The 24,758-nt window shown below is 75.2% G+C and carries 18 protein-coding genes; 8 read left to right on the top strand and 10 right to left on the bottom strand.

Translation table 11 applies throughout. The annotated features are described in order from the left end of the window. Window positions 1–15 precede the first annotated feature (15 nt). The 6 genes from E7Z53_RS11910 to dhaK all read right to left on the bottom strand — a co-directional run bounded on the left by E7Z53_RS11910 (window position 16) and on the right by dhaK (window position 7,453). Complete coding sequence (locus tag E7Z53_RS11910; RefSeq protein ID WP_017832474.1) at window positions 16–897, bottom strand: 1,4-dihydroxy-2-naphthoate polyprenyltransferase; 882 nt, start codon at window positions 895–897, stop codon at window positions 16–18. A gap of 122 nt (window positions 898–1,019) precedes the next feature. Continuing rightward, window positions 1,020–2,186 carry an AMP-binding protein gene (locus tag E7Z53_RS11905; protein WP_176337831.1) on the bottom strand — a complete coding sequence of 389 codons (1,167 nt, stop codon included), beginning with the start codon at window positions 2,184–2,186 and terminating at the stop codon, window positions 1,020–1,022. A gap of 71 nt (window positions 2,187–2,257) precedes the next feature. Continuing rightward, on the bottom strand, window positions 2,258–3,235 hold the full coding sequence (locus E7Z53_RS11900) for a 1,4-dihydroxy-2-naphthoyl-CoA synthase (RefSeq protein WP_176337830.1): 978 nt from the start codon (window positions 3,233–3,235) through the stop codon (window positions 2,258–2,260). A gap of 110 nt (window positions 3,236–3,345) precedes the next feature. Continuing rightward, complete coding sequence (gene ptsP / locus E7Z53_RS11895; RefSeq protein ID WP_176337829.1) at window positions 3,346–5,823, bottom strand: phosphoenolpyruvate--protein phosphotransferase; 2,478 nt, start codon at window positions 5,821–5,823, stop codon at window positions 3,346–3,348. Continuing rightward, window positions 5,820–6,452, bottom strand: a complete 633-nt coding sequence (gene dhaL, locus E7Z53_RS11890) for a dihydroxyacetone kinase subunit DhaL (RefSeq protein ID WP_176337828.1) — start codon at window positions 6,450–6,452, stop codon at window positions 5,820–5,822. The genes ptsP and dhaL overlap by 4 nt, the downstream gene beginning before the upstream one ends. Next, window positions 6,452–7,453: a dihydroxyacetone kinase subunit DhaK gene (gene dhaK, locus E7Z53_RS11885; protein ID WP_031282496.1), complete on the bottom strand. Its 1,002-nt coding sequence runs from the start codon at window positions 7,451–7,453 to the stop codon at window positions 6,452–6,454. The genes dhaL and dhaK overlap by 1 nt, the downstream gene beginning before the upstream one ends. Window positions 7,454–7,575: 122 nt before the next feature. Between dhaK and E7Z53_RS11880 the strand changes: the two genes are divergently transcribed. The 5 genes from E7Z53_RS11880 (at window position 7,576) to E7Z53_RS11860 (ending at window position 15,540) form a co-directional block, all read left to right on the top strand. Next, window positions 7,576–8,385: an alpha/beta fold hydrolase gene (locus E7Z53_RS11880; RefSeq protein ID WP_176337827.1), complete on the top strand. Its 810-nt coding sequence runs from the start codon at window positions 7,576–7,578 to the stop codon at window positions 8,383–8,385. Between the two features lie 103 nt (window positions 8,386–8,488). After that, window positions 8,489–11,065: an ATP-dependent helicase HrpB gene (gene hrpB, locus E7Z53_RS11875; RefSeq protein WP_176337826.1), complete on the top strand. Its 2,577-nt coding sequence runs from the start codon at window positions 8,489–8,491 to the stop codon at window positions 11,063–11,065. 289 nt (window positions 11,066–11,354) lie between these two features. Next, window positions 11,355–12,317: an HpcH/HpaI aldolase/citrate lyase family protein gene (locus tag E7Z53_RS11870; RefSeq protein ID WP_255219540.1), complete on the top strand. Its 963-nt coding sequence runs from the start codon at window positions 11,355–11,357 to the stop codon at window positions 12,315–12,317. A 176-nt stretch (window positions 12,318–12,493) separates the two neighbouring features. Then, window positions 12,494–14,467, top strand: coding sequence for a penicillin-binding transpeptidase domain-containing protein (locus E7Z53_RS11865; RefSeq protein WP_176337825.1), 1,974 nt, complete (start codon window positions 12,494–12,496; stop codon window positions 14,465–14,467). A 104-nt stretch (window positions 14,468–14,571) separates the two neighbouring features. Continuing rightward, the gene (locus tag E7Z53_RS11860; RefSeq protein ID WP_035924999.1) at window positions 14,572–15,540 is read left to right on the top strand and encodes an L-lactate dehydrogenase; all 969 of its coding nucleotides are present in this window, start codon (window positions 14,572–14,574) and stop codon (window positions 15,538–15,540) included. Window positions 15,541–15,604: 64 nt separating this feature from the next. On the opposite strand, the gene putP is transcribed toward E7Z53_RS11860, so the two are convergent. Then, a complete protein-coding gene (putP, locus tag E7Z53_RS11855) occupies window positions 15,605–17,101 on the bottom strand; it encodes a sodium/proline symporter PutP (protein WP_017832463.1) in 1,497 nt (498 codons plus the stop codon). Between the two features lie 173 nt (window positions 17,102–17,274). Continuing rightward, window positions 17,275–18,756, bottom strand: a complete 1,482-nt coding sequence (locus E7Z53_RS11850; protein WP_017832462.1) for a helix-turn-helix domain-containing protein — start codon at window positions 18,754–18,756, stop codon at window positions 17,275–17,277. 161 nt (window positions 18,757–18,917) lie between these two features. Here E7Z53_RS11850 and aceA point away from each other — a divergent pair, with 161 nt between their 5' ends. Beyond that, entirely contained in the window at window positions 18,918–20,201 is a 1,284-nt protein-coding gene (gene aceA, locus E7Z53_RS11845; RefSeq protein ID WP_176337824.1) for an isocitrate lyase, read from the top strand. A gap of 152 nt (window positions 20,202–20,353) precedes the next feature. Further along, window positions 20,354–22,027, top strand: coding sequence for a malate synthase A (gene aceB / locus E7Z53_RS11840; RefSeq protein ID WP_052132819.1), 1,674 nt, complete (start codon window positions 20,354–20,356; stop codon window positions 22,025–22,027). Here aceB and gluQRS read toward each other — a convergent pair. Continuing rightward, window positions 21,949–22,950, bottom strand: coding sequence for a tRNA glutamyl-Q(34) synthetase GluQRS (gene gluQRS / locus E7Z53_RS11835; RefSeq protein WP_176337823.1), 1,002 nt, complete (start codon window positions 22,948–22,950; stop codon window positions 21,949–21,951). The genes aceB and gluQRS overlap by 79 nt on opposite strands. Window positions 22,951–22,990: 40 nt before the next feature. On the opposite strand from gluQRS, the gene E7Z53_RS11830 reads away from it, so the two are divergent. Next, complete coding sequence (locus tag E7Z53_RS11830) at window positions 22,991–23,884, top strand: MBL fold metallo-hydrolase (protein WP_017832458.1); 894 nt, start codon at window positions 22,991–22,993, stop codon at window positions 23,882–23,884. Here E7Z53_RS11830 and E7Z53_RS11825 read toward each other — a convergent pair. Further along, on the bottom strand, window positions 23,817–24,665 hold the full coding sequence (locus E7Z53_RS11825) for a phosphatase PAP2 family protein (RefSeq protein ID WP_052132806.1): 849 nt from the start codon (window positions 24,663–24,665) through the stop codon (window positions 23,817–23,819). The genes E7Z53_RS11830 and E7Z53_RS11825 overlap by 68 nt on opposite strands. Window positions 24,666–24,758 lie beyond the last annotated feature (93 nt).

Genomic DNA, 24,758 nt, shown 5'->3' with positions numbered 1-24,758 from the left:
CTCCTCACCGGGTGCTCACCACCACTGCCGCAGCAGCACCGCCAGCAGGAAGAGCACGGCCCAGCCCACGTTGAGCACCCCGCACTGCCGGAGCACGGGGATGAGCTGGCGCCGGTCCTGCACCCGCAGCACCGTGGCCACGGGCGCCCACGCCAGGGGCAGGAGCAGCAGCACGAGCAGCATCCACGGGTTGTCGGGCACCAGGAACAGCACGAGCGCGAACGCCACGGCGATCTCCGCGGTGAACACCACCCGCGCCAGCGGGTCGCCCAGCCGCACGGCCAGGGTCCGCTTGCCGACCTCCCGGTCCCCGGGCAGGTCCCGGATGTTGTTGGCCATCAGCAGGGCGGTGGCGATCAGACCGGTGGACAGGGCCGCGACGAAGGCCTCGAGGTTGAGGGTGCCCGCCTGGGTGAGCGTGGTGCCGAGCACGGCCACGAGCCCGAAGTACACGAACACGAACACGTCCCCGAGCCCGCGGTACCCGTACGGGCTGCGCCCGCCGGTGTACCCCCACGCGGCGAGCACGGCAGAGAGGCCCACGGGGATGAACCACCACTGACGGCTCAGCACCACCAGGGCCGCGCCGGCGAGCGCGGCGAGGCCGAAGCACAGCAGCGCCGCCGCCCGCACCTGCCCCGGCGCGGCGGCCCCGGAACCCGTGAGGCGCAGGGGGCCCACACGGTCGTCGTCGGTGCCCCGGATGCCGTCGGAGTAGTCGTTGGCGTAGTTCACGCCGATCTGCAGGAGGAGGGCGACCAGCAGCGCGAGCAGCGCGCGGACGGGGTCGAACGAGTGCAGGGCCTGGGCCGCGGCGGAGCCGGCCACCACGGGGGCGAGGGCCATCGGCAGCGTCCGGAGCCGGGCCCCCTCGATCCACTGTGCTGGCGTGGCCACGGGCTACCTCCGTCGGGAACGACCCGCGCGGGTGCGGGGTGCGGGATGCGAGCCGCGGTGGGGGTCCGTGGCCGCGAACCATTGTGTCACGGCCCGGCCCCGGACCCGGCTCGGGCGGGGGCTCAGCCCAGCAGACGGCCCACGGCGGCGCGGTCCGGCTTCCCGGTGGGCAGCAGGGGCAGCTCGTCCGGCCAGGCCCAGCGCCGGGGCACCGCGGCGGCGCCGTGCCGGGCGCGCACCGACTCCTCGAGCTCGGCGCGCAGCCGCCGGCGGTCCGCGCCGGGGGCCGCGACGACCGCCGCCCCGACCGCCTGCCCCCACTCGGGGTCGGGCACGCCGAGCACCAGGGCCTGGCGCACCCCCGGGTGCTCCGTGAGCGCGGCGCTCACGAGCCCCGCGGCGACCTTGACCCCGCCGGTGTTCACCACGTCGTCGACCCGCCCGTGCACCGTGAGCACGCCGTCGGCGGAGATCTCGCCGAGGTCGTCCGTGCGGTACCAGCGGGTCCCGGCGGCCTCCCGGAAGTGCCGTGCGGTCTGCTCCGGGTCCCCGGCGTAGCCGGCGGCGACGACGTCCCCGCCGAGCCAGATCCGGCCCGGCCCGGACCCGCCGGTGACCCCGGGTCGCGGGGCGTCGTCCTCGGCCCCCTCCGTCCCCACGTGCACGGAGACGCCGTCCAGGGGCACGCCGTCGTAGACGCAGCCCCCGCACGTCTCCGACATCCCGTAGGTGACGACCACCCGGACGTCGGCGGCCAGGGCGGCCGCCAGCAGCCGCGGGGGAGCGGCCGAGCCGCCGAGCAGGACCGCGGAGAAGCTCTTCAGCGCGGAGACCGCGTCCCCGTTGCGCACCCCGGAGGCCGGTTCCAGGATCCGCTGCAGCTGGGTGGGCACGAGCGAGGTGAAGCGCACGGGGTCCTCCAGCTCCTCGGCCGCCGCCGCGAAGGCCTCGGGGGTGAAGCGGGCCGCGGGGTCGAGGACCACGGGGTCCGTCCCGGCGTAGAGGGAGCGCACGAGCACCTGGAGCCCGGCCACGTAGTGGACGGGCAGCGCGAGCAGCCACTGGCCCACCCCGCCGGTGCGCACCGCGGTGGCCATCGAGGACGCCGCGAGCGCGTCCCGGGTGAGGACCGTGCGCTTGGCCCGGCCCGTGGAGCCGGAGGTCCGCACGACGACGGCGGGGCCCTCCCGGCCCAGCGCGCGGGTCAGAGGGGACAGCAGCCGCAGGGGGTCGCCGGGCACGGGCCCGTCGAGGACCACGGCGTCGCCGGGGACGATCAGTTCGGCCATCGCGGGTCTCCTCCTCGCGCCGCCGGTCGGCTCCCGACCCGGGGACGGGTCGTGCACCGGCGGCAGCCGGCCTAGAAGTAGTAGGGGAAGCCGGACCAGTCCGGGTCGCGCTTGCCCAGGAACGCGTCCCGGCCCTCGACGGCCTCGTCGGTCATGTACGCCATGCGGGTCGCCTCGCCGGCGAAGACCTGCTGGCCGACCATCCCGTCGTCGGGCAGGTTGAAGGCGAACTTCAGCATCCGGATCGCCTGCGGGGACTGGGCCGCCACGTCCCGGGCGGCGGCGATCGCCGCGTCCTCCAGCTCCGCGTGCGGGACGACCTCGTTGACCGCGCCCATCTCGAGCATCCGCTGCGCGTCGTACTCCCGGGCGAGGAAGAAGATCTCGCGGGCCGCCTTCTGCCCCACCTGCCGGGCGAGCAGCGCGGAGCCGTAGCCGGCGTCGAAGGAGCCGACGGTGGCGTCCGTCTGCTTGAACCGCCCGTGCTCCCGGGACGCGATCGTGAGGTCGCAGACCACGTGCAGGGAGTGCCCGCCGCCCGCGGCCCACCCGGGGACGGCGGCGATGACCACCTTGGGCATGGTGCGGATCAGGCGCTGCACCTCGAGGATGTGCAGCCGCCCGGCGCGGGCCGGGTCGATGCTCTCGGCGGTCTCGCCCCCGGCATAGCGGTAGCCGTCGCGGCCGCGGATGCGCTGGTCCCCGCCGGAGCAGAACGCCCAGCCGCCGTCCTTGGCGGAGGGCCCGTTGCCGGTGAGGACCACGGCGCCCACGTCCGAGCTCATCCGCGCGTGGTCGAGCGCGCGGTAGAGCTCGTCGACGGTGCCCGGCCGGAAGGCGTTGCGCACCTCCGGGCGGTCGAAGGCGATCCGCACCCACGGCAGGTCCCGGAGCACCGCGCCGTCCGCGTCCCGCTCCACACTGCGGTGGTAGGTGAGGTCCTGCAGGTCCTGGAAGCCCTCGACCGTCCGCCACTGCACGGGGTCGAAGAGCTCCGAGACCTGCTCGGGGAGGTGGTTGCTGGCGGGGGTCGGGGTCGCGTCGGTCACGGGTCCGAGTCTACGGGGACTTCTCCGCCGGCCTCGAGACCGCCCCCCGGACCGTCAGCAACGGTGCGGTGGAGGGCGGGAGGAGAACGCCCCACGACAGCCACCGCCTGTCAGCCCGGGATCGCGCCAGCGGCGCCCGCCAGCAGCGCCCGCACCTCCGCGGCGGACCCGCACGCCAGGGCCCGCCGCGCGAGGTCCTGCGCACCGGCCAGCGTCACGTCCCGCAGCCGCGCCTTGACGAGGGCCACCCGGGTGGGCACCACGCTGAGCTCCTCGACGCCCAGCCCGGCGAGCACCACCGCCGCGGCCGGGTCACCGGCGAGGTCGCCGCACACCGCGACGTGCGTGCCCTCGGGCACCTCGGCGCACACCCGGGACACCAGGTCGAGCACGGCGGGCTGCCGGGCGTCCGCCAGCGCCGAGACCGCGGTGTTGCCCCGCTCGGCGGCCATCGTGTACTGCGCGAGGTCGTTGGTGCCGATGCTCACGAAGTCGAGCCCCTGCGCCACGCGGCGGACGGCCAGGGCCGCGGCCGGGACCTCGATCATGACACCGACCCTCATGCCCGCCGGGCGGCCGCCGATCGCCGAGGAGGCCTCGTCGAGCCGCTCCAGCGCCCACGCCACCTCCTCGGCGGTGCTGACCATGGGGAACATGACGTGCACCGGGTGGTCCCGGGCCACCAGACAGATCGCGGTCAGCTGGTCGCGGAGCACCTCCGGTGCCCGCCGCATGAGCCGGAGCCCGCGCTCGCCGAGGAACGGGTTCGCCTCGTCGGGCGCCGGCAGGAAGGACAGCGGCTTGTCGCCGCCGACGTCCCAGGTGCGGACGGTCACCGGCCGCCCGGCGAACGCCTCGGCGATCCCGGCGAACGCGGCCGCCTGCGCCTCGACCGACGGGGCGTCGTCCAGGTGGCCGAACAGGACCTCGGTGCGCAGCAGCCCGCACCCCTGCGCGCCGAACGCGACGGCCCGGCCGGCGTCGGCGGGCGTCGTGACGTTGGCGAGCACCGGCACCGGGTGGCCGTCCGCCGTCGCGCCCGGTTCGCGGGCGGTGGCCAGGACGCGCTCGGCCTCGACGGCCCGGGCGGCCGACAGCTCGCGGAGGGAGCGCCGGGTGCTCTCGTCGGGGTCGACGACGAACCGCCGGGCCCGCGCGTCGAAGCCGACGACGGTGCCGGGTGCCACAGCGGCCGCGGCCGGCCCGGCGTCGTGGTACACCGGGATGCCGCGCGAGCGGGCGACGAGGACGCCGTGGCCGGTGTCCCCGCCCGCCAGCGTGACCACGCCCGCGACCCGGTGCGGGTCCAGCGTCGCCGCCGTCGCGGCGTCGAGCTCCCGCACGACGAGGACCGCGGGCGGACCCTCGGCCGGGACGGCGTCCTCGGGCGCGCCGGCTCCGGCCAGTGCGGCGAGCACCCGCTGCCGCACGCTGCGGACGTCCTCGGCGCGGGCCCGCAGGTAGGGGTCGTCCATCGCCTCGAGCTCTCCGCCCAGCGCGGAGAGCCGGTCCTCCCACGCCGTGGGCGCGGGCGCGCCGGCGGCGATGCCGGCGGAGACCGCCTCGATCAGGCCGGGGTCGACGAGCAGGGCCTCGTGGGCCTCGAGGACGGCGCCCACCGGGCCGGGGCCCCCGGTGGCGGAACGGCGCAGTGCGGCCAGCTCGGCGAGTGCGCGGGCGACGGCCGCGTCCGAGCGCCGCTGCTCCTCGGCAGGCCCGCCCGGCCGGTAGCCGGAGAGGTCGATCGCGCCGCCCCGCACCACCGCCGGGCCGAGGGCGACGTCGCCGCCCGGTCCGGCGGCGGGCGGCACGGGCACGACCGTCGGACCGGCCGACCCGGGGGCCGCCGGGGGCGCCTGATCGGAGGGCCGGTCGCCCCAGGAGTCCGCGGCCAGCGCCCGCACCGCCTCGGTCAACGACTCGGCGCCGGGTCCGGACGCCTCGAAGCGCAGCCGGTCGCCCTGCCGGACGGCGAGCGTCACGAGCCCGGAGAGGCTGCGGGCGTCGACCGGACCGCGGCCCGTGCGCAGGTTCGTGACCACGGCGGCCGCGTCGGCGGCCCGTACGAGGCCGACCAGCCGGGCGGCCGGGCGCGCGTGCAGGCCGTGCGGGGTGTCCACGGGCAGCTCGGCGACGACCTCGGGTGCCGCGGGCTGCGCCGTCGTGCCCGTCGCCGGCGGGTCCACCGCCTCCCCCAGGTGATCCAGCTTGGCGGCCAGTCCGCGGCCGGCCTCCTCGAGCACCGCGTCCAGCGGCGCGCCGGTCGCGGCCGTCACCACGGCGGCGACCAGCCCCTCGACGAGCGGAGCGGGCGACAGGCGCACCCGCTCGGCGACGTCGGGCGGCACGAGTTCCCGCGCCATCTCCGCGCTGAGCACGGCGCTGCCGAGGTCGAGGAGCACCAGCACGCCGTCCGGTGAGTCGACGGCGGTGATGGCATCGGCGACCGCGACGGCGTCCGTGCCGAACCCGGCGCCGGCACCCGCCGCCACGGCGATCGGCGGGCGCTCCGCGACCATCTCGCAGGCCAGCTCGACGGCCGCCTCGGCCAGCGCGCGGCTGTGCGAGACGACGACGATGCCGATCACGGCAGGCTGTCGGCGGCGGACCGCAGCAGCAGCGCCGTGCTGGTGGCGCCCGGGTCCTGGTGCCCGGCGCTGCGCTGGCCCAGGTAGCTGGCCCGGCCCTTGCGGGCCACGAGCGGGATCGTCGCGGCGCAGCCCGCCTCCGCCGCGTCGGCCGCGGCGGACAGCGCGTCGCCGATGCCGGCGCCCCGGGCCACCGCCGCGTCGTACGCGTCGATCGCCGGGACCAGGGCGTCCACCATCGTCTTGTCGCCCTGCTGGGCCTTGCCCCGGGCGACCACGCCCTCCAGCCCGGCCCGCAGCGCCCCGCCCAGCGCGGCGGCGTCGACGGCCCGCCCATCGGCCAGCCCGCCGCCGACCCGCAGGAAGAACGTGCCGTACAGCGGGCCGCTGGCCCCGCCGACGGTGCTGACCAGGGTCATGCCGGCCTTCTTCAGCATCGCGCCGGCGTCCCCGGCACCGCCCGCGTCCAGCGCGCCGACGACCGCCCGCATGCCACGGTCCATGTTGCTCCCGTGGTCGGCGTCGCCGATGGCGGAGTCGAGCTCCGTGAGCTCGGCGGCGTGGTCGTGGACGACCTCCGCGAACCTCCGCAGCCAGCGGTCGAGACCCTCGGCGGTGACCTCCGGCATCACGTGCCCCAGCGCAGGCCGGGGGTGTTGACCGGCGCGTCCCACAGGCGGACGACCTCGTCGTCCGCGCGCAGCAGGGTCACGGAGCAGCCGGCCATGTCCAGCGAGGTGATGTAGTTGCCGACCAGGCTGCGGGCGACCGGGATGCCGGCCTTCTGCAGCAGCTGCTGCACCTCGGAGTACATGATGTACAGCTCGATCAGCGGCGTGCCGCCCATGCCGTTGAGGAACGCGATCACCGGGGCGCCGTCGGCCGCGGGCAGGTCGGCCAGGACCGGCTCGACGAGCATGGCCGCGACCTCCCGCGCGGGAGCGATCGGCCGCCGTTCGCGTCCGGGCTCGCCGTGGATGCCGATGCCGACCTCGATCTCGTTCTCGCCGAGCTCGAACGTCGGCCTGCCCGCGGCCGGGACCGTGCACGAGGTGAGCGCCATGCCCATGCTGCGCCCCTGCTCGTCGACCCGCCGCGCGATGTCGGCGACCTCGGCGAGCGGACGGCCCTCCTCGGCGGCCGCACCGGCGATCTTCTCCAGCAGCACGGTGACCCCCACGCCGCGACGTCCGGCGGTGTACAGGCTGTCCTGCACGGCGACGTCGTCGTCGGTGACGACCGAGACCACCTCGACACCGTTCTCGGCGGCGAGCTCGGCGGCCATCTCGAAGTTCATGACGTCGCCGGTGTAGTTCTTCACGATGTGCAGGACGCCGGCGCCGCCGTCGACGCCGAGGGTCGCGGCGAGCATCTGGTCCGGCACCGGGGAGGTGAACACCTCGCCGGCGCAGGCCGCGTCCAGCATCCCCGGGCCCACGAACCCGCCGTGCATCGGCTCGTGTCCGGAGCCGCCGCCGGACACCAGGCCCACCTTGCCGCGCCGGGGCGCGTCGGCGCGGAAGACGACGCGGTTGGAGTGGTCGACGCGCAGGCGGTCCCCGTGCGCCGCCTGCATGCCGAGCAGGGCCTCCCGGACGACGTCGGCCGGGTCGTTGATGAGCTTCTTCATGTGCCCCATCCGACCACTCCGCCGGTGGTCGTGACAACAGTTCCGGACGACTGTGGGGCATTGAGTCCTCGGCGCGCGACGAGAGCGCCGTCCCCCGGCGGCCGAGACCCTAAGCTCGGAGGATGGCTGAGATCCGGACGAGCACCCTGCACACCACCGCTGTCGGGGACGACGGCGACCGCGTCGTCTTCCTGCACGGTCTGTTCGGCCGGGGCAAGAACTTCACCCGGATCGCCAAGGACCTCCAGCCGGACTTCCGGAGCCTGCTCGTGGACCTGCCCAACCACGGCGGGTCCGCGTGGACGGACCGGGTGGACTACGAGCAGATGGCGGACTCCGTGGCCGAGACCCTGCACGACGACTTCGCCGCGGCGGGGCCGGTCGCCGTCGTCGGGCACTCCCTCGGCGGCAAGGTGGCGATGGTGCTGGCGCTGCGGCACCCGGAGCTCGTCTCCCGGCTCGTCGTGGTGGACATCGCCCCCGCCCGGGCCGGGGGCGGCGAGGGCGAGTTCGCCCACCTGCTGGACAGCCTCGCGGCCGTGGACCTCACGGCCGTCGAGCGCCGCTCGGACGCGGACGAGGCCCTCCGGGGGCCCATCCCGTGGGACACCACCCGGAGCTTCCTGCTGCAGAACCTGCGCAGGGGCCCGGAGGGCCTCTCCTGGGAGCCGAACCTCGAGCTGCTGCGGTCGAGCCTGGACACCATCGGCGGCTTCCCGGACACCGGGGACGCCGTGTACGAGGGGCCGGTGCTCTGGGTCGCCGGCGGGCGCTCGGACTACGTCCGCGACGAGCACGCGCCGGTCATGCGCCGGCTGTTCCCCCGGGCGCACCGGGTGACGATCCGCGAGGCCGGCCACTGGGTCCACTCGCAGGAGCCGGAGAAGTTCGCCGCGGTGCTGCGCGGGTTCCTGGCCCGCACCGGGCCCTGACCGCCCTCCCCGCCCGGGGCGCGGCCGCCCCGGACGGTGCGCGCCGGGTGCGGCGGCCGCCGTCCGCCGCGGCCGGCCCCCGCGGCGGTGGGAGACTGGGGCGATGAGCCCCGTCCCCTTCGACCTCGCCCGGATCGGCGCCGGCCTGCCGGTCGCCGGGGTGCTCGGCGAGCTCCGCGCGGCCCTCGCCGGCGGCGTCGCCGTGGTGCAGGCCCCGCCCGGCACCGGCAAGACCACCCTGGTGCCCCCGCTGGTCGCCGACCTGCTGCACGAGCGCGCCACGGGTCCCGGGCCCGGCCGGGTGGTCGTCACCCAGCCCCGCCGGGTCGCCGCCCGCGCGGCGGCCCGGCGGCTGGCGCACCTGGCCGGGACCCGGGTGGGCGCGCTCGTGGGCCACACGGTGCGCGGCGACCGGCGCACCGGGGCCGGCACCCTCGTCGAGTTCGTCACGCCCGGCGTGCTCCTGCGCCGGCTGCTGCAGGACCCCGGGCTGCCCGGGGTGGGCGCCGTGGTCCTCGACGAGGTCCACGAGCGCGGTCTCGAGTCCGACCTGCTCGTCGGCATGCTGGCCGAGGTCCGGCAGCTGCGCGAGGACCTGGTGCTCGTCGCGATGTCCGCGACCCTCGACGCCCCGCGCTTCGCCGGGCTGCTGGGCGAGGGCGTCCCGGCCCCCGTGGTCGACTGCCCGGCCGCCCTCCACTCCCTCACGGTCCGGTGGGCCCCGGCCCCCGGCCGGCGCACCGACGAGCGCGGGGTCACCCGCCCGTTCCTCGACCACGTCGCCCGGACCGCGGCCGACGCCCACGCGCGGGCCCTGGCCCGGGACGGCGCCGCGGACGCGCTCGTGTTCGTCCCCGGGGCGTGGGAGGTCGCCCAGGTCGCCCGGCGGCTGCGGGAGACCTGCCGCGGGACCGAGGTGCTGGAGCTGCACGGCCGGGTCGGGGCCGCCGAGCAGGACCGGGCGACCTCGGGACGCCGGCCCGGGGACCCGCCCCGCGTGGTCGTCTCCACGTCCCTGGCCGAGTCCTCCCTGACGGTGCCGGGCGTGCGCCTCGTGGTCGACTCCGGGCTCTCCCGCGAGCCCCGGCGGGACGCCGGCCGCGGCATGACGGGCCTGGTCACGGTGGCGGCCTCCCGGGCCTCGGCCGAGCAGCGGGCGGGCCGTGCCGCCCGGCTCGGGCCCGGGGAGGTCGTGCGCTGCTACGACGAGCGGACCTGGGCCGCGATGCCCCGCCACCTCACCCCCGAGCTCGCGGCCGCCGACCTCACGGGCGCCGCGCTGCTGCTCGCCTGCTGGGGCGCCCCCGGCGGACGGGGCCTGCCCCTGCCGGACCCCCTGCCCGCGCCGGCCCTGGCCGACGCCGTCGCCGTGCTGCACGGGCTCGGCGCGCTCGACGAGGACGGCCGGGCCACCGCCACCGGCCGGCTGCTCGCGGCGGTGCCCGTGGACCCGCGTCTGGCCCGCGGCCTGCTGGACGGCGCCCGCGCGGTGGGCGCCCGGCCGGCGGCCGAGGTCGTCGCGATGGTCTCGGACGACCACCGTCCGCCCGGCGGGGACCTGACCCGCCTGCTCGCCGAGCTGCGCGCCGGGCGGGCCCCGGAGGCCCGCCGCTGGACCGACGAGGCCCGCCGGCTGGAGCGGATCGCCACGGACCCCGCGTTCTCCGCAGCGCCCGCGCCGCCGGCGGCCGGGGACGTCCCGGTCGATTCCGTGACCGGTGCCGTCGTGGCGCTGGCCCTGCCGGAGCGGGTCGCCCGGAAGGTGGGGGACACCTACCTGCTCGCCTCCGGGACCCGTGCGGGACTGGCCCCGGGGAGCGGCCTGGCGGGCCACGAGTGGCTCGCCGTCGCGGACGTCACCCGGGCGTCCGGCCAGGCCGCCGCCGGGACCGGGGCGGTCGTGCGCGCCGCGGCGGCGCTCGACCGGCCCCTCGCCGAGCGCTGCGCCGAGCACCTGCTCACCGACGAGGTCCGCACCCGCTTCGAGGACGGGCGGGCGAGCGCCCGCCGCGTCCGCGCGCTCGGGGCGATCGAGCTGTCCTCGACCCCGGTGCGGCCCACCCCGGCGGCGGCCCGCGAGGCGGTGCGCGCCGCCCTGGCCGAGCAGGGCCTCGGCCTGCTCGGCTGGTCGGACGGCGCCGACCGGCTGAGGCGCCGGCTCGCGCTGCTCCACCACCGGCTCGGGGACCCGTGGCCCGACGTGTCCGACGCCGCCCTGCTCGACCGGCTCGACGAGTGGCTCGCCCCCGAGCTCGACGCCCTCGCCGCCGGCCGCCGGGTCGACCTCGCCGCGCCCCTGCGGCGGCTGCTCCCGTGGCCGGAGGCCGCCCGCCTCGACGAGCTCGCGCCCGAGCGGCTGACCGTGGCCAGCGGCTCCCGGGCCCGGATCGACTACCCGGCCGCCGACGACCCCGCCGGCCGGCCCGTGGTCAGCGTCAAGCTCCAGGAGTGCTTCGGGTGGGCGGCGTCCCCGGCCGTGGCCGGCGGCCGGGTCCCGGTCCTCTTCCACCTGCTCTCCCCGGCGGGGCGGCCGCTGGCCGTGACCGACGACCTCGCCTCCTTCTGGTCCGGCCCCTACGCCCAGGTGCGCGCCGAGATGCGCGGCCGCTACCCCCGGCACCCCTGGCCCGAGGACCCCTGGACCGCGCCCGCGACCGCCCGCACCGCGCGCCGCTCCTGAGCCCGGACCCGTGCCCGGGCACGGCGGGTGGCGTCCCGGTGTGATCTGGGTTACGGTGGAGTCACCGCACCTGCCGAGCGCGTTGATCCAGCGCGCACGGACCGGCTCGCCCACCTCGCGATCCCCGGTCCGGGGCACGCACCGGCCGGACCCCCGCGACGCGATCGTTCCCGCGGGCCCGGCACCGGTCACGGTTCCGCCGGGCAGCACCTGCCCTCCCAGCACGGGTGCCCCGGCACATCTGTCACACCGCAGCTCGCTGCACCTCACGGAGAACGGGTACGCCCTCATGACTGCCACCTCGATCGAGACCACGCCGACGACCCCGACCACCTCGTCCCTGCCGCTGGTTCCCCAGGTCGCCGCTCCCGCGGTCGGCCCGGAGCTCGCCCGCTCCTGGCTGCTCGTCAACGGCGCCCAGGCCGAGCGGTTCGCGGCGGCCCGGGCGAGCGCGGCCGACGTCGTCGTCCTGGACATCGAGGACTCCGTGGCGCCCAAGGACAAGGAGCGCGCCCGCCGCAACGTCATCAGCTGGCTGGACGCCCGGGACGAGCACGGCGAGCAGCACCACGCGTGGGTGCGGGTCAACGGCTTCGGCACCCAGTGGTGGGAGGAGGACCTCCGGGCCCTCGCCGGCGTCCGCAGCCTGGACGGCGTCATGCTGGCCATGGTCGAGTCCCCGGAGCACGTCACCCGCACCGCGGAGCTGCTCAAGGACACGCGGATCGTGGCGCTCGTCGAGACGGCCCGCGGCGTGCAGCACCTGCAGGCCATCGCCGGCGCCCGCTCCACGTACCGCCTCGGCTTCGGCCTGGGCGACTTCCGGCGCGACACGGGCTTCGGGGAGAACCCCATGACGCTGGCCTACACGCGCTCGCAGTTCACGATCGCCTCCCGGGCGGCCAACCTGCCCGGCCCCATCGACGGGCCCGCCGTCGGCGCGCTCGGGCCGAAGCTGGCCGAGGCCACGTCCGTGACCCTGGAGTTCGGCATGACGGGCAAGCTGTGCCTGATGCCTGAGCAGACCGCCACGGTCAACGAGGGCCTGAGCCCGTCCCTGTCCGAGCTGTCCTGGGCCACCGAGTTCCTCCAGGAGTTCGACGCCGACGGCGGGGAGATCCGCAACGGCTCCGACCTGCCGCGCCTCGCCCGCGCCAAGAAGATCCTGGGCCTGGCCGGCGCCTTCGGCCTGAGCATCCCCGAGGGCTACGACGTCCACTTCGAGGCGCCGACCGACACGTACCACTGCTGATCCGGTGGTGAGGGGCCGGCACCCGGCCCCGCCCCCGCGCGGGAGCGCACCCCCTCCCCGCGCGTCCGACGGACCGGTGGGTGCCGTGCAGACACGGCGCCCACCGGTTCTTCCGTGTCCGGATCCCTCCGCCCCGGCCTGTCCCGTCCGGGGCGGGACGGACTAGATTCGACACCGTGCAGACTCCCCGCCCCGCCCCGCAGCCCCCGGCGTCCCGGCCCCGCCCCCGGCGGCCGAGGGCGGCCCTCCCGGTCGCCCTCTCCGCGGCCCTCCTCGTCACCGGCTGCTCGGCGCTCGCCCCCGACGGCGGGCGGGAGACCGCCGACCGGGTCGCCGCGGCCCTGGGCGCGGGCAGCGTCCAGGAGCTGTCCTTCGGCGACGTCGAGGGTCCCTCCGCCCAGGAGCAGTACGAGCGGATCACCGCGCCGCTCGGGGAGGCCGCCCCGGCCGTCGAGGTCTCCGCGGTCGAGGACACCGGGCAGGAGGACCGCCGCGAGGCCACCCTGTCCTGGTCGTGGGACCTCCCGGGCGTGGCGCAGGACTGGGCGTACGACTCGGTCCTCCCGCTGGTCCGGACCGGGTCCGGGGACTGGTCCGCCGAGTGGTCCCCGGCCGTGGTGCACCCGGGCCTGGCGGAGGGGGAGGCCCTGCGCGCCCGGACGGTGGCCGCGGACCGCGGGGACATCCTCGGGGCGGACGGCGAGACGCTGGTGACGGAGCGCCCGATCCGGCGGGTGGGCATCGACCGGTCGCAGCTCGAGGGGGCGGACCCCGAGGAGGCGGCCCGCCGGCTCGCCGAGGCCGTGGACATCGACGCCGACGCCTACGCCGAGGCCGTCGGACAGGCCGGGCCCGAGGCGTTCGTCGAGGCCGTCCCGCTGCGGCTGGAGGACTTCCGGGAGCTGGACGCGGCGGAGATGGAGGCGGTCCCGGGCCTGCTCGTGGTCGAGGACGAGCTGCCGCTGGCGCCCTCCCGCGGCTTCGCCGCCGACCTGCTGGGCGGGGTGGCCGAGGCGACGGCCGAGGACGTGGCGGACTCCGGCGGGGAGCTCGCCCCCGGGACGGCGATCGGCCGCGGGGGAGTGCAGGAGCGCTTCGACGACCGGTTGCGCGGCACGCCCGGCGTCGTCGTCGAGGAGGTCGGGGACGAGTCCGCGGCCGGCGAGCCGCTGTTCGAGGTCCCGGCGCAGGCCGGCGAGCCGGTCGCGGTGACCCTGGACCGCGGGCTCCAGGCCACCGCCGGTGAGCTGCTGGCCGGGATCGAGTCCCCCTCGGCGGTCGTGGCCGTCCGGCCCTCCACGGGCGAGCTCGTCGCCTCGGCCAACGGGCCGGGCTCCGAGGGCTACTCCACCGCGCTGCTGGGCCGGTACGCGCCCGGCTCCACCTTCAAGGTGGTCACGGCCCTCGGGATGCTCCGGCAGGGCGACACCCCCGGGACGGTCGTGCAGTGCCCGCCGTCCACGACCGCCGCGGGCGTGCGGGTCGACAACGTCGAGTCCTATCCGGCCGAGTTCACCGGCTCGATCACCCTCACCGAGGCGCTCGCCCACTCCTGCAACACCACCTTCGTGGACCAGCACGACCGTATCGACCAGGTAGAGCTGGCCGAGGCCGCGGCCGCGCTCGGGATCGGGGTGCCCGCGGAGCTGTCCGTGCCCGCGTTCTGGGGTGAGGTCCCGCGGGAGGAGCCGCCGGCCCAGCACGCCGCCGCGATGTTCGGGCAGGGCCGCACGCTCGTGTCCCCGCTGAGCATGGCCGGGCTCACCGCCTCGGTCGCCGCCGGAGAGCTCGTCACCCCCCGGCTGGTCAGCACCGAGGGACTGCTCGACGAGGACGCCGCGACTCGGCCCGGACCGGAGGAGCCCCTGACCGCTGAGGAGGCGGAGCAGCTGCGCACCATGATGCGGGCCGTCGTCTCGTCCGGGCACCTGGGCGTGCTGCAGGGGCTCGAGCCGGACACCGCGATCGGCAAGACCGGCACGGCCGAGTTCGGCGACGAGGACCCGCCCCGGACCCACTCGTGGGTGATCGCCGAGCACGAGGACCTCGCCGTGGCGGTCTTCGTGGAGGACGGCGGCCTGGGCTCGGTCACCGGCGGACCCATCATGCGGGACTTCCTGGCCGCGGCCTCCGCGTCCACCGCCGGCTGAGCCGCGACACGGTGGCCCGGGCCCTTCCGCGGCCCGCGCCGCTGGCCCAGGATGGGAGCACACCGTCCGCAGCCGCGGACCACCGGACCACCGAGGAGTTCCCCGTGCCCGAGACCGTGCCCACCACTCCCGCGAGAACCAAGATCGGCGTGGTCGGCGCCGGCTCCGTCGGCTCGTCCCTGGCCTACGCGGTCCTCATCAAGGGCGTCGCCCAGGAGGTGGCCCTCTACGACCTCGCCGGGGACCGGGTCCGCGCCGAGGGCCTGGACCTCGCCCACGGGGCCATGTTCACCCCCAGCTCCCGGGTGACCGGCTCCGACGACGTCGCCGTGCTGGCGGGCTCGGACGTCGTCTTCGTGACCGCCGGGGCCAAGCAGCGGCCCGGCCAGACCCGGATGGAGCTGGCGGGCGCCAACGCCGCGATCCTCGAGCAGCTGATGCCGCGGCTGGTGGAGCAGGCGCCCGAGGCCGTGTACGTGCTGGTGACCAATCCGTGCGACGTGCTCACGGTCATCGCGCAGAAGCTCACCGGCCTGCCCACGGAGCGGGTGATGTCCTCCGGGACCGTGCTGGACACGTCCCGGCTGCGGTGGCTGCTGGCCGAGGAGGGCGGGGTGTCCACCACGAGCGTGCACGCCACGATCGTCGGCGAGCACGGGGACACCGAGTTCCCCCTGTGGTCGAACGCGAACATCGGGCAGATCCCGCTGCGGGACTGGACCGTCGAGGGGCGGCGGCCCTTCACCGACGAGCGGCTGGACGAGATCACGCACCGGACGATCAACGCGGCGTACACGGTGATCCAGGGCAAGGGCGCCACCAACTACGCGATCGGCCTGGCCGGGGCGCGCGTGGCGGAGGCCGTGCTGCGGGACGAGCACGCCGTGCTGCCCGTCTCCACGGTCCTCGACGACTACCGGGGGATCAGCGGGGTCGCCCTGTCCGTGCCGTCGATCGTCGCGCGGCGGGGCGTCGTCGAGCGGCTGGCCGTGCCCATGGACGAGCAGGAGCTGGCCATGCTGCACCGCTCCGCCGAGGCGATCCGGGCCACCCTGGCCTCGATCGGGTACTGACCCCGGACGGCGCCGGGGCCCGTTCCGGCGTGCGGAACGGGCCCCGGCGGAGCGGTGCGAGAGGTCAGCGGGCGGCCATCTCGTCCTCCGCCGCGTGGGCGAGGCGCACGGCGTCGTCGAACTCGCGCTCGATCTCCTCGTCGCGCCGATAGGTGGCCTTCGAGACCAGCACGGCGGAGACGAGGCTCACGAGGAAGCCGGGGATGATCTCGTAGAGGTCGGCCCACGGGGTCACGGTCCACGCGAACACGGTGACCGCGCCCAGGAGCATTCCGGTGATCGCGCCCAGGTTCGTGAGCTTGCGCCAGAACAGGGACAGGATGACGATCGGGCCGAACGAGGCGCCGAAGCCGGCCCACGCGAACGCCACGAGGCCGAGGATCGTGTTGTTCTGCTCCCAGGCCAGGAACGTGGCGACGAGGGCGACGAGGGCCACGCCCGCGCGGCCCATCCACACCTGCTTGCGCTCGGAGGGGGACTCCTTGACCGTCAGCTTGTACAGGTCCTCCACCAGGGCGGAGGAGGAGACGATGAGCTGGGAGGAGACCGTGGACATGATCGCCGCGAGCACGGCCGCCAGCACGAAGCCGGCGATCACGGGGTGGAAGAAGACCTGCGCGAGGTCCAGGAACACGGACTCCGGGTCGGTCGGGCTCTCGTCCGGGCGGTTGCCGTAGTAGGCGACGCCGACCAGGGCGGTGGCGATCGCCCCGATGACGCTGAGCACCATCCAGGTCAGGCCGATCCGGCGGCCGGTCTTGGCGTCGGCGGGGGAGCGCATGGCCATGAAGCGGACGATGATGTGCGGCTGGCCGAAGTAGCCGAGGCCCCACGCCAGGGCCGAGATGACGCCGATGGCCGTGGCCCCGGACACCATGGAGAGGGCGTCGGGCTGGACGGCGCGGATGTTCTCCGCCATCTGGCCGAAGCCGCCCACGTTGATCACGCCCACGACGGGGACGAGGAGCAGGGCCGCGAACATCAGGAGGCCCTGGGCCACGTCCGTGTAGGTCGCACCGAGGAAGCCGCCGAAGAGCGTGTAGGCGATGGTGACGCCGACGACGAGGAGCAGCCCGGCGTGGTACGTCGAGCCGAAGGACGACTGGAAGAACAGCCCGCCGGCCACCATGCCGGAGGAGACGTAGAACGTGAAGAACACCAGGATGATGAGCCCGGAGACGATGCGCAGCAGCCGGCTGCCGCCCTTGAGCCGGTTGTCCAGGAAGGACGGGATCGTGATCGAGTTGTGCGAGACCTCGGTGTAGGAGCGCAGCCGGGGCGCGATGAACTTCCAGTTGACCCACGCGCCGACGATCAGGCCGACGGCGATCCACGCCTCGACCAGACCGGAGAGGAACACCGCGCCGGGCAGGCCGAGCAGCAGCCAGCCGGACATGTCGGAGGCACCGGCGCTGAGGGCGGCGGTCCCGGGCTTGAGGTTGCGCCCGCCGAGCATGTAGTCGTCGAGGTTCTTCGTCCTGCTGTTGGCGTAGAGGCCGATCCCGATCATGGCGGCGAAGTAGATGACGATCGCGATCGTCTGGGCTATCTCTTGGGGCATGGTGTCCTTTCCGCCCGGAGCCGGCCCGGTGGAGCGCAACGTCCAGGGGGGTGGGTGGAGCAGAGGTCCCACAGAACTTTACGCCCGCTCCCAGGCAGTGGCCAGCCACTACGGGTATAGGGAGGCGGTCCCGGGGGTGCGGGGAGACCGCGCCGGCGGCCCGCGGGGCCGGCTCAGGCGTCGTCGTGCGCCTGCAGGAACTCGTAGACCTCCCGCTCGTCGACGCCGGGGAAGGCCCCCTCCGGGAGGGCGGCGAGCACGTGCGAGTGGGCCCGGGTGTTGGGCCAGGCGTGGCCCGCCCACACCCGGCTGAGCTCCTCGGGCGGGCGCCGGCAGCACGAGGGGTCCGGGCAGGTCGACACCGTGCGGTGCGGGGTGTCGCGGCCGCGGAACCAGCGGGCGTCGGTGAACGCGACGCCCACGCCGATGGAGAACGCGCCCTGGCTCGAGAGCTCCGTGCGCGTGGAGCACCAGTACGTGCCGGAGGGGGTGTCCGTGTACTGGGCGAACGCCGTGAACTGGTTGGGCTGGTCGAAGACGGTGCGCCCGGACCACTTGCGGCAGGAGATCTGGCCCTCGATCGCCCCGGTGTGGTCCGTCGGGAACGCCAGCCCGTTGTTCTCGTAGGCCTTGTGGATCACCCCGGACGAGTGCACCTTGTGGAAGTGGGTGCGGATCCCCAGGTGCCGGGTGGCCAGGTTCGTGAAGCGGTGGCCCGCCGTCTCGTGGGAGACGGCGAAGCGGTCCTTGAGGTCCTCCAGGAAGAGGTCCCGGTCCTTCTTCGCCTCGAGCAGGAACGGGACGGTCTTGTCCTCCGGGAGCATCACCGCGGCGGCGAAGTAGTTGGTCTGCACGCGCTGGGCGAGGAACTCGGCGTAGTCCTTGGGCGGCTCGTGGCCCAGCACCTGGTGCCCCACGGCCTGGAGCAGCACCGCGCGGGGGTCGTGGTCCGCCCGGGGGCTCTGCACCAGGTAGATCCGCCGGTTGAGCAGGTCGGTCACCGAGCGGGTCGAGTGCGGGAGGTCGGTGACGTGGTGGATGCTGTAGCCGAGCCTGCCCACCATCTCGGAGATCACGGAGTTGGACACGGGGCCCGAGGAGTAGCCGCCCAGGGTCAGCAGCTCCTTGGCGGCCTGCTCCAGGTCCGGGAAGTAGTTGTCCTGCGCCCGCATGAGCCGGCGCAGCTGCACGTTGGCCCGGCGAGCCTCCTCCGGGGTGGCCGAGTTCTTCTCGAGGGCCTCGGCCAGCCGCTCCTGCAGGGCCACGAGCGCCTCGAGCACCTCGGTGGACAGCGCGGAGCTGACCCGGACGGTCGGCAGCCCCAGCTGCTCGTAGAACGGGGAGCGCTGGGCGCGCTCGAGCTGGATCTCGAGCGCCTCCCGCCGGGTGCCGGGCTCGGCCCCGAGCAGGGCGTCCACGCTCGTGCCCAGGACCTCGGCGAGGCGCCGCAGCAGGCTGAGCCGGGGCTCGCGGCGCCCGTTCTCGATCACGGACAGCTGCGAGGTGGCGGTGCCCGCCCGGTCCGCGAGCTCCGCGAGCGTCATGCCGCGGTCCTTGCGCAGCGAGCGGATGCGCCGGCCGAGACCGATCAGGTCGGTGCTGCCGGCCGGCTCCGCCGTCGTCGGTTCCTCGGTGCCCCAAGCGCTGGTCGTCATTTCTTCACGATAGACGAAAAATGGCGAAAGTTCGACGAGAAATGTGGGGTTGATCCGCCTTGAACTGGGGCAAAGTGGGATGTGTCACCACGGAAGAGCGAACTTCCCGGTGACCCCGAAGCCGAAGCACCCGTTCTCGGACCACTCAACGAGGAGCCGACATGTCCTACCCCTACGCCCCCAAGACCGCCGACGAGATCCGCCAGGAGTGGGACGCCGATCCCCGCTGGGCGCAGATCACCCGCGACTACACGGCGGAGGAGGTCGTCCGCCTGCGCGGCACGGTGCAGGAGGAGATGACCCTGGCCCGCCGCGGCGCGGAGCAGCTGTGGGAGAAGCTGCACACCGAGGACTTCGTCAACTCCCTGGGCGCCCTGACCGGCAACCAGGCGGTCCAGCAGGTCAAGGCCGGTCTCAAGGCCATCTACCTCTCCGGCTGGCAGGTCGCCGGCGACGCGAACCTCGCGGGCCAGACCTACCCCGACCAGTCGATCTACCCCGCCAACTCCGTCCCGGCGGTCGTGCGGCGGATCAACAACGCGCTGATGCGCGCCGACCAGATCGAGCACTCCGAGGGCACGAGCACGGTCGAGGACTGGCTGGTCCCGATCGTGGCCGACGCCGAGGCCGGCTTCGGCGGCCCGCTCAACGCCTACGAGCTCATGAAGTCCATGATCGCGGCCGGCGCGGCCGGCGTGCACTGGGAGGACCAGCTGGCCTCCGAGAAGAAGTGCGGCCACCTGGGCGGCAAGGTGCTCATCCCCACCCAGCAGCACGTCCGCACCCTGAGCGCGGCTCGGCTCGCGGCCGACGTCGCCGACGTCCCCTCGCTGATCATCGCCCGCACCGACGCGGAGGCGGCCACCCTGATCACCTCGGACGTGGACGACCGCGACAAGCCGTTCGTCACCGGCGAGCGCACCGCGGAGGGCTACTACAAGGTCCGCAACGGCCTCGAGGCCTGCATCGCCCGCGGCAACGCGTACGCCCCGTACGCCGACCTGCTGTGGATGGAGACGGGCACCCCGGACCTCGAGTTGGCCAAGAAGTTCGCCGACGGCATCCACGCGGAGCACCCCGACCAGATGCTCGCCTACAACTGCTCGCCGTCCTTCAACTGGAAGAAGCACCTGGACGACGCCACGATCGCCAAGTTCCAGCGCGAGCTGGGCGCGATGGGCTTCAAGTTCCAGTTCATCACCCTGGCCGGCTTCCACGCCCTGAACTACTCGATGTTCGACCTCGCCCACGGCTACGCCCGCAACCAGATGACGGCCTACGTGGAGCTGCAGGAGCGGGAGTTCGCGGCCGAGGAGCGCGGCTACACCGCCACCCGCCACCAGCGCGAGGTCGGCACCGGCTACTTCGACCTGGTCTCCACCGTCCTCAACCCGCAGTCCTCCACCACGGCGCTGGCCGGGTCCACCGAGACCGCCCAGTTCTGAGCCGAACGGCCCTGAGCCGAACGGCCGTGACCGGCCGGGGGCCCGACAGGGTCCCCGGCCGCGCCGCATCCGACGACGACCCGCTCCGGCGCCCTTCGGGGCCGCCCCACCCGAACTCCCCAGGACACTCTTCAGGCGAGGACCCAGCCATGATGACCATGACCAGCAACCCCGTGACGATCAACGGCGTGACCCTCACCGGTCACCACGTGCCCCGGCAGAACAGTGTGCTCACCCCCGACGCGCTCGGCTTCCTCGCGGCGCTGCACCGCGAGTTCGAGCCCCGCCGGCGCGAGCTGCTGGCCGCCCGCGAGGAGCGGCGCAAGGCGATCGCCCGCGGCACCGACCCCACGTTCCTGCCCGAGACGCGGAGGATCCGCGAGGACGACTCCTGGCGCGTGCCCCCGCCCCCGCCCGGGCTCGAGGACCGCCGCGTGGAGATCACCGGTCCCACCGAGCGGAAGATGACCATCAACGCCCTCAACTCCGGGGCGAAGGTGTGGCTCGCGGACATGGAGGACGCCAACACCCCGCACTGGACGAACGTGGTCACCAACCAGCTCAACCTCATCGACGCGCTCGAGGGGACCATCGAGTTCACCAACCCGGACGGCAAGAAGTACGCGCTGAAGAACAGGGACGCCCGGGCCAACCCGACCATCGTGGTGCGGCCCCGCGGGTGGCACTTCGAGGAGAGGCACCTGTCCGTGCGGGACGAGCCCATCGCGGGCGCCATCGTGGACTTCGGCCTGTACTTCTTCCACAACGCGCGCCGGCTCAAGAAGCTCGGCCTGGGCCCCTACTTCTACCTGCCCAAGACCGAGTCCCACCAGGAGGCGCGGCTGTGGCACGACATCTTCAGCCGGGCGGAGTCCATGCTGGGGACGGACCGCGGCACCATCCGCGCCACCGTGCTGATCGAGACGATCACCGCGGCCTTCGAGATGGAGGAGATCCTCCACGAGCTCGGGGAGCACGCCGCGGGGCTCAACGCCGGCCGCTGGGACTACATCTTCTCCATCATCAAGAACTTCCGGACCCGCGGGCCCCGCTTCATCCTCCCGGACCGCAACGCGGTGACCATGACGCAGCCGTTCATGCGGGCCTACACCGAGCAGCTCGTGCGGGCCTGCCACCGCCGCGGGGCGATGGCCATCGGCGGGATGGCCGCGTTCATCCCCTCCCGCCGGGACGAGGAGGTCAACCGCACCGCGATCGAGAAGGTGCAGGCGGACAAGACCCGCGAGGCCGAGGACGGGTTCGACGGGTCCTGGGTGGCCCACCCCGACCTGGTCCCCGTGTGCCGCGAGGTCTTCGACGCGGTGCTCGGCGACCGCCCGAACCAGCTGGACCGGCTCCGCGAGGACGTGGTGCCCGACGACAAGGCGCTCATCGACATCGCCTCGGCCGAGGGGAGGATCACCGAGGTGGGGATCCGCAACAACGTGGAGGTGGGGATCCGCTACATCGAGGCGTGGCTGCGCGGCAACGGCGCCGTGGGCATCCACAACCTGATGGAGGACGCCGCGACCGCGGAGATCTCCCGCTCCCAGATCTGGCAGTGGGTGAACACCCGCGCCATCACGGACGAGGGCGAGGAGATCACCCGGGACTGGGTGCAGGAGCTGCTGGAGGAGGAGTTCGCGAGGATCGAGCGCGCCGACGGCGACCGCTTCGACGACGCCCGCGCCATCTTCGAGGAGGTGGCCCTGGGCGACGACTACCCCGCGTTCCTGACCACCCCCGCCTACGAGCGGTTCCTGGCCGAGCCCGAGGACCCGCACGCCCCGGAGGAGGCCGGCACCTCCGCGTCCTCGCGCGCCTGAGCGGCCCACCGGGCGGGGTCCACTACCCAGGGCGCCCGGGGCAGGACGTCCTCGTCGAACACGGCGAGGACGTCCTGCGCCGACCGGACCGGGCCGGGGAGGCCCAGCGACGCGGCCATCCAGCCCAGCACCTCCTCGGCGCCGTGCCCCGCCGCGGCGAGCTCGGCGAGGGTCACGGCGCCGTCCCGCTTGGCGAGGCGCTGCGCGTGCGCGTTGAGCACGAGCGGCACGTGCACCCACTCCGGCTCGTCCAGACCGAGCACCGAGGCCAGGTACGCCTGCCGGGGGGTCGAGGGCAGCAGGTCGTCGCCCCGGACCACCTGGTCCACGCCCTGGTGGGCGTCGTCGAGGACCACCGCGAGGTTGTAGGCGGGGCGGCCGTCGTTGCGCAGCAGCACGAAGTCGTCGACGAGCCCCGTGAACGCCCCGGCCCAGCGGTCCACGACCGTGCGGGAGCGCACGTCCGCGCGCAGCCGCACCGCCGGGGGCCGCTCCCGGCGGCGCCGCGCCCGCTCGGCGTCGCCGAGGTCCCGGCACGTGCCCGGATAGGCGCCCGGGGCCCCGTGCGGCGCGCTCGCGGCCGCCTGCACCTCCCGGCGCGTGCAGTAGCACTCGTAGGTGCGCCCCGCCGCGGTGAGACGCTCCACCACGGCCCGGTGCTCGGCCTCCCGCGAGGACTGCAGCAGGGGCGGGCCGTCCCAGTCGAGGCCCAGCCGGGCGAGGTCCGCGAGCTGCCGCTCGGCCGCCCCCGGCCGCACCCGGTCGATGTCCTCGACGCGCAGGACGAAGCCCCGGCCCGTGGAGCGCGCGAGGGCCCACGCGAGCAGCGCCGTGCGGAGGTTGCCGAGGTGGAGGTCCCCCGAGGGGGACGGAGCATAGCGGCCGGCGCCTCCGGCCGCACGGCCCGAGGACGGAGCGGTCATGGTTGCCAGGATAGCCAGCGGCGGTCGGTACCCTGGTCGGGTGGCGCGCATCAACGAAATCCGCGACGGCGTCTTCGCCGTGAGCACGGACAACTGGAGGCTGAACTCCGGGGTCGTGCTCGGGTCCCGTCGCGCCCTCGTGATCGACACGGGCGCGGGCCCGCGCCAGGCCCGCGAGATCCTCGAGGCCGTCCGGTCGCTCACGGGCCTGCCGCTGACGGTGGTGAACACCCACGCCCACTACGACCACTTCCTGGGCAACGCCGTGTTCCAGCGCGCCGGGGCCGAGGACTTCTGGGCGCACCGCGGCTGCGCGGCGGCGATCCAGGCGCACGGCGACTTCCAGCGCTCCTTCGTGGGCACCCACGAGCCCGAGATGGCCGCCGCCGAGGGGCCGGACACCCGTCTCGTCGTGCCCAACCGGCACCTGCCGGGCACGGGCCGGCGCCCCGCCCTGACCCGGGTGGACCTGGGGGAGCGGGCGGCGGTGCTCTTCTCCTTCGGCCCGGGCCACACCGACAACGACCTCTGCGTGGGCGTCGACGACGTCGTGTTCACCGGGGACCTCGTGGAGCAGGGCGCCGACCCCAGCTTCGACGACTCCTACCCGCGGGGCTGGGCCACGGCCCTCGAGAGCCTGGCCGCCCTCGACCGGTACCAGGTCTTCGTCCCCGGCCACGGCAACCCGGTGGAGCGCGGCTTCGTGCTCCAGCAGGCCCGGCTCATGCGCACCGCGATCGAGCGGGTGGACGCGAGCGAGGCCGCCGCGGCGCAGCCGGACGGCATGCGGCCCGTGACGGCCTCGATGTTCCGCCTGCCCTACAACCCGGGGGCGGCGCGGATCCTCCTGGACCGGCTCGAGCGGATCAGGGCCGAGGACGCCGCGACCGAGGAGCTTGCAGCGCTGTCAGCGCCGCTGCCGCCAGGAGACTGACCCCGAGGATCGCCGCGCACGCCGCGACCGCAGCCCAGCCCCCGCCCGGCACGCGCAGGGCCGCCCACAGCGGCAGCAGGCCGACCAGCAGAGCCCCCGCGCCGGAGACGGCCAGCAGGGCGGTCAGGCCCCCGCCGGGCACGGGGCGTTCCACGGGCCCGGTCAGGCGCAGCACGAGCCCGCCCAGGGCGGCCCAGCCCGCCACGACCAGCAGGGACGCCACGACGTCTGAAGGCCGGTGCCAGCCGTTCAGCAGCGTGGCCACCCCGGTCGCGGTCGTGGCGGCCGCCCCCAGCAGCCCGACCACCGGCCGGGAGGAGGCGGGGGCCGCGAGCAGCACCACCGCCACGGCGGCGGCCGCGGCGGCCGTGTGCCCGGACGGGAAGGAGTTGACGGCGGCCTCCTGGATCCCCAGGTCCGGCTTCTCCAGCAGCACCCGCTTGAGCAGCTGGACCGTGAGGTTGGAGAGCACGACCACCGCCGCCCCGACCACCGCCGGGGCGAGGCGCCGGGAGCGCACGGCCAGGACCGCGAGGCACAGGGCGGAGACGGCGCCCACCACCCACGGGACCGAGTCGAGCAGCTGGGCGGCGCGGTCGGAGAGGTCGGGGAAGGCGCCGCTCGCCTGGCGCAGGGCCAGTTCGTCGAGCCACTGCCCGGTCGCGGTGGTGAGGGCCACGACCCCGACCAGCGCGGCCGACGCCCACAGGGCGGCGGCGCCGAGCAGGTGGCCCAGGACCTGCAGGACGGTGGGGGCGGGGCGGCGGGCGGTCGTGGTCATCGAGCTCCTGGGCGGTGGTGCGGATCGTCGGGGCGCGGGCACGACCGCGGCCGTGCGGGCACCCGCGGAGCCCTCATCATTCCACGCACGGAT

Origin of the sequence: Kocuria salina (assembly GCF_013368965.1) — a bacterium.
In the GTDB taxonomy this organism is placed as follows: domain Bacteria; phylum Actinomycetota; class Actinomycetes; order Actinomycetales; family Micrococcaceae; genus Kocuria; species Kocuria rosea.
Note: the sequence above shows the minus strand (reverse complement) of the source record. Positions and strands in the feature narration are given on the sequence as shown.

What these genes read in the sequence shown, in the direction of transcription:
- E7Z53_RS11880 (WP_176337827.1), top strand. Translation starts at nt 7,576, where the DNA reads ATGGCTGAGATCCGGACGAGCACCCTGCACACCACCGCTGTCGGGGAC.
- aceB (WP_052132819.1), top strand. Translation starts at nt 20,354, where the DNA reads ATGACCATGACCAGCAACCCCGTGACGATCAACGGCGTGACCCTCACC.
- dhaL (WP_176337828.1), bottom strand. Translation starts at nt 6,452, where the DNA reads ATGCCGGAGGTCACCGCCGAGGGTCTCGACCGCTGGCTGCGGAGGTTC.
- aceA (WP_176337824.1), top strand. Translation starts at nt 18,918, where the DNA reads ATGTCCTACCCCTACGCCCCCAAGACCGCCGACGAGATCCGCCAGGAG.
- putP (WP_017832463.1), bottom strand. Translation starts at nt 17,101, where the DNA reads ATGCCCCAAGAGATAGCCCAGACGATCGCGATCGTCATCTACTTCGCC.
- E7Z53_RS11850 (WP_017832462.1), bottom strand. Translation starts at nt 18,756, where the DNA reads ATGACGACCAGCGCTTGGGGCACCGAGGAACCGACGACGGCGGAGCCG.
- dhaK (WP_031282496.1), bottom strand. Translation starts at nt 7,453, where the DNA reads ATGAAGAAGCTCATCAACGACCCGGCCGACGTCGTCCGGGAGGCCCTG.
- gluQRS (WP_176337823.1), bottom strand. Translation starts at nt 22,950, where the DNA reads ATGACCGCTCCGTCCTCGGGCCGTGCGGCCGGAGGCGCCGGCCGCTAT.
- hrpB (WP_176337826.1), top strand. Translation starts at nt 8,489, where the DNA reads ATGAGCCCCGTCCCCTTCGACCTCGCCCGGATCGGCGCCGGCCTGCCG.
- E7Z53_RS11825 (WP_052132806.1), bottom strand. Translation starts at nt 24,665, where the DNA reads ATGACCACGACCGCCCGCCGCCCCGCCCCCACCGTCCTGCAGGTCCTG.
- E7Z53_RS11905 (WP_176337831.1), bottom strand. Translation starts at nt 2,186, where the DNA reads ATGGCCGAACTGATCGTCCCCGGCGACGCCGTGGTCCTCGACGGGCCC.
- E7Z53_RS11870 (WP_255219540.1), top strand. Translation starts at nt 11,355, where the DNA reads ATGACTGCCACCTCGATCGAGACCACGCCGACGACCCCGACCACCTCG.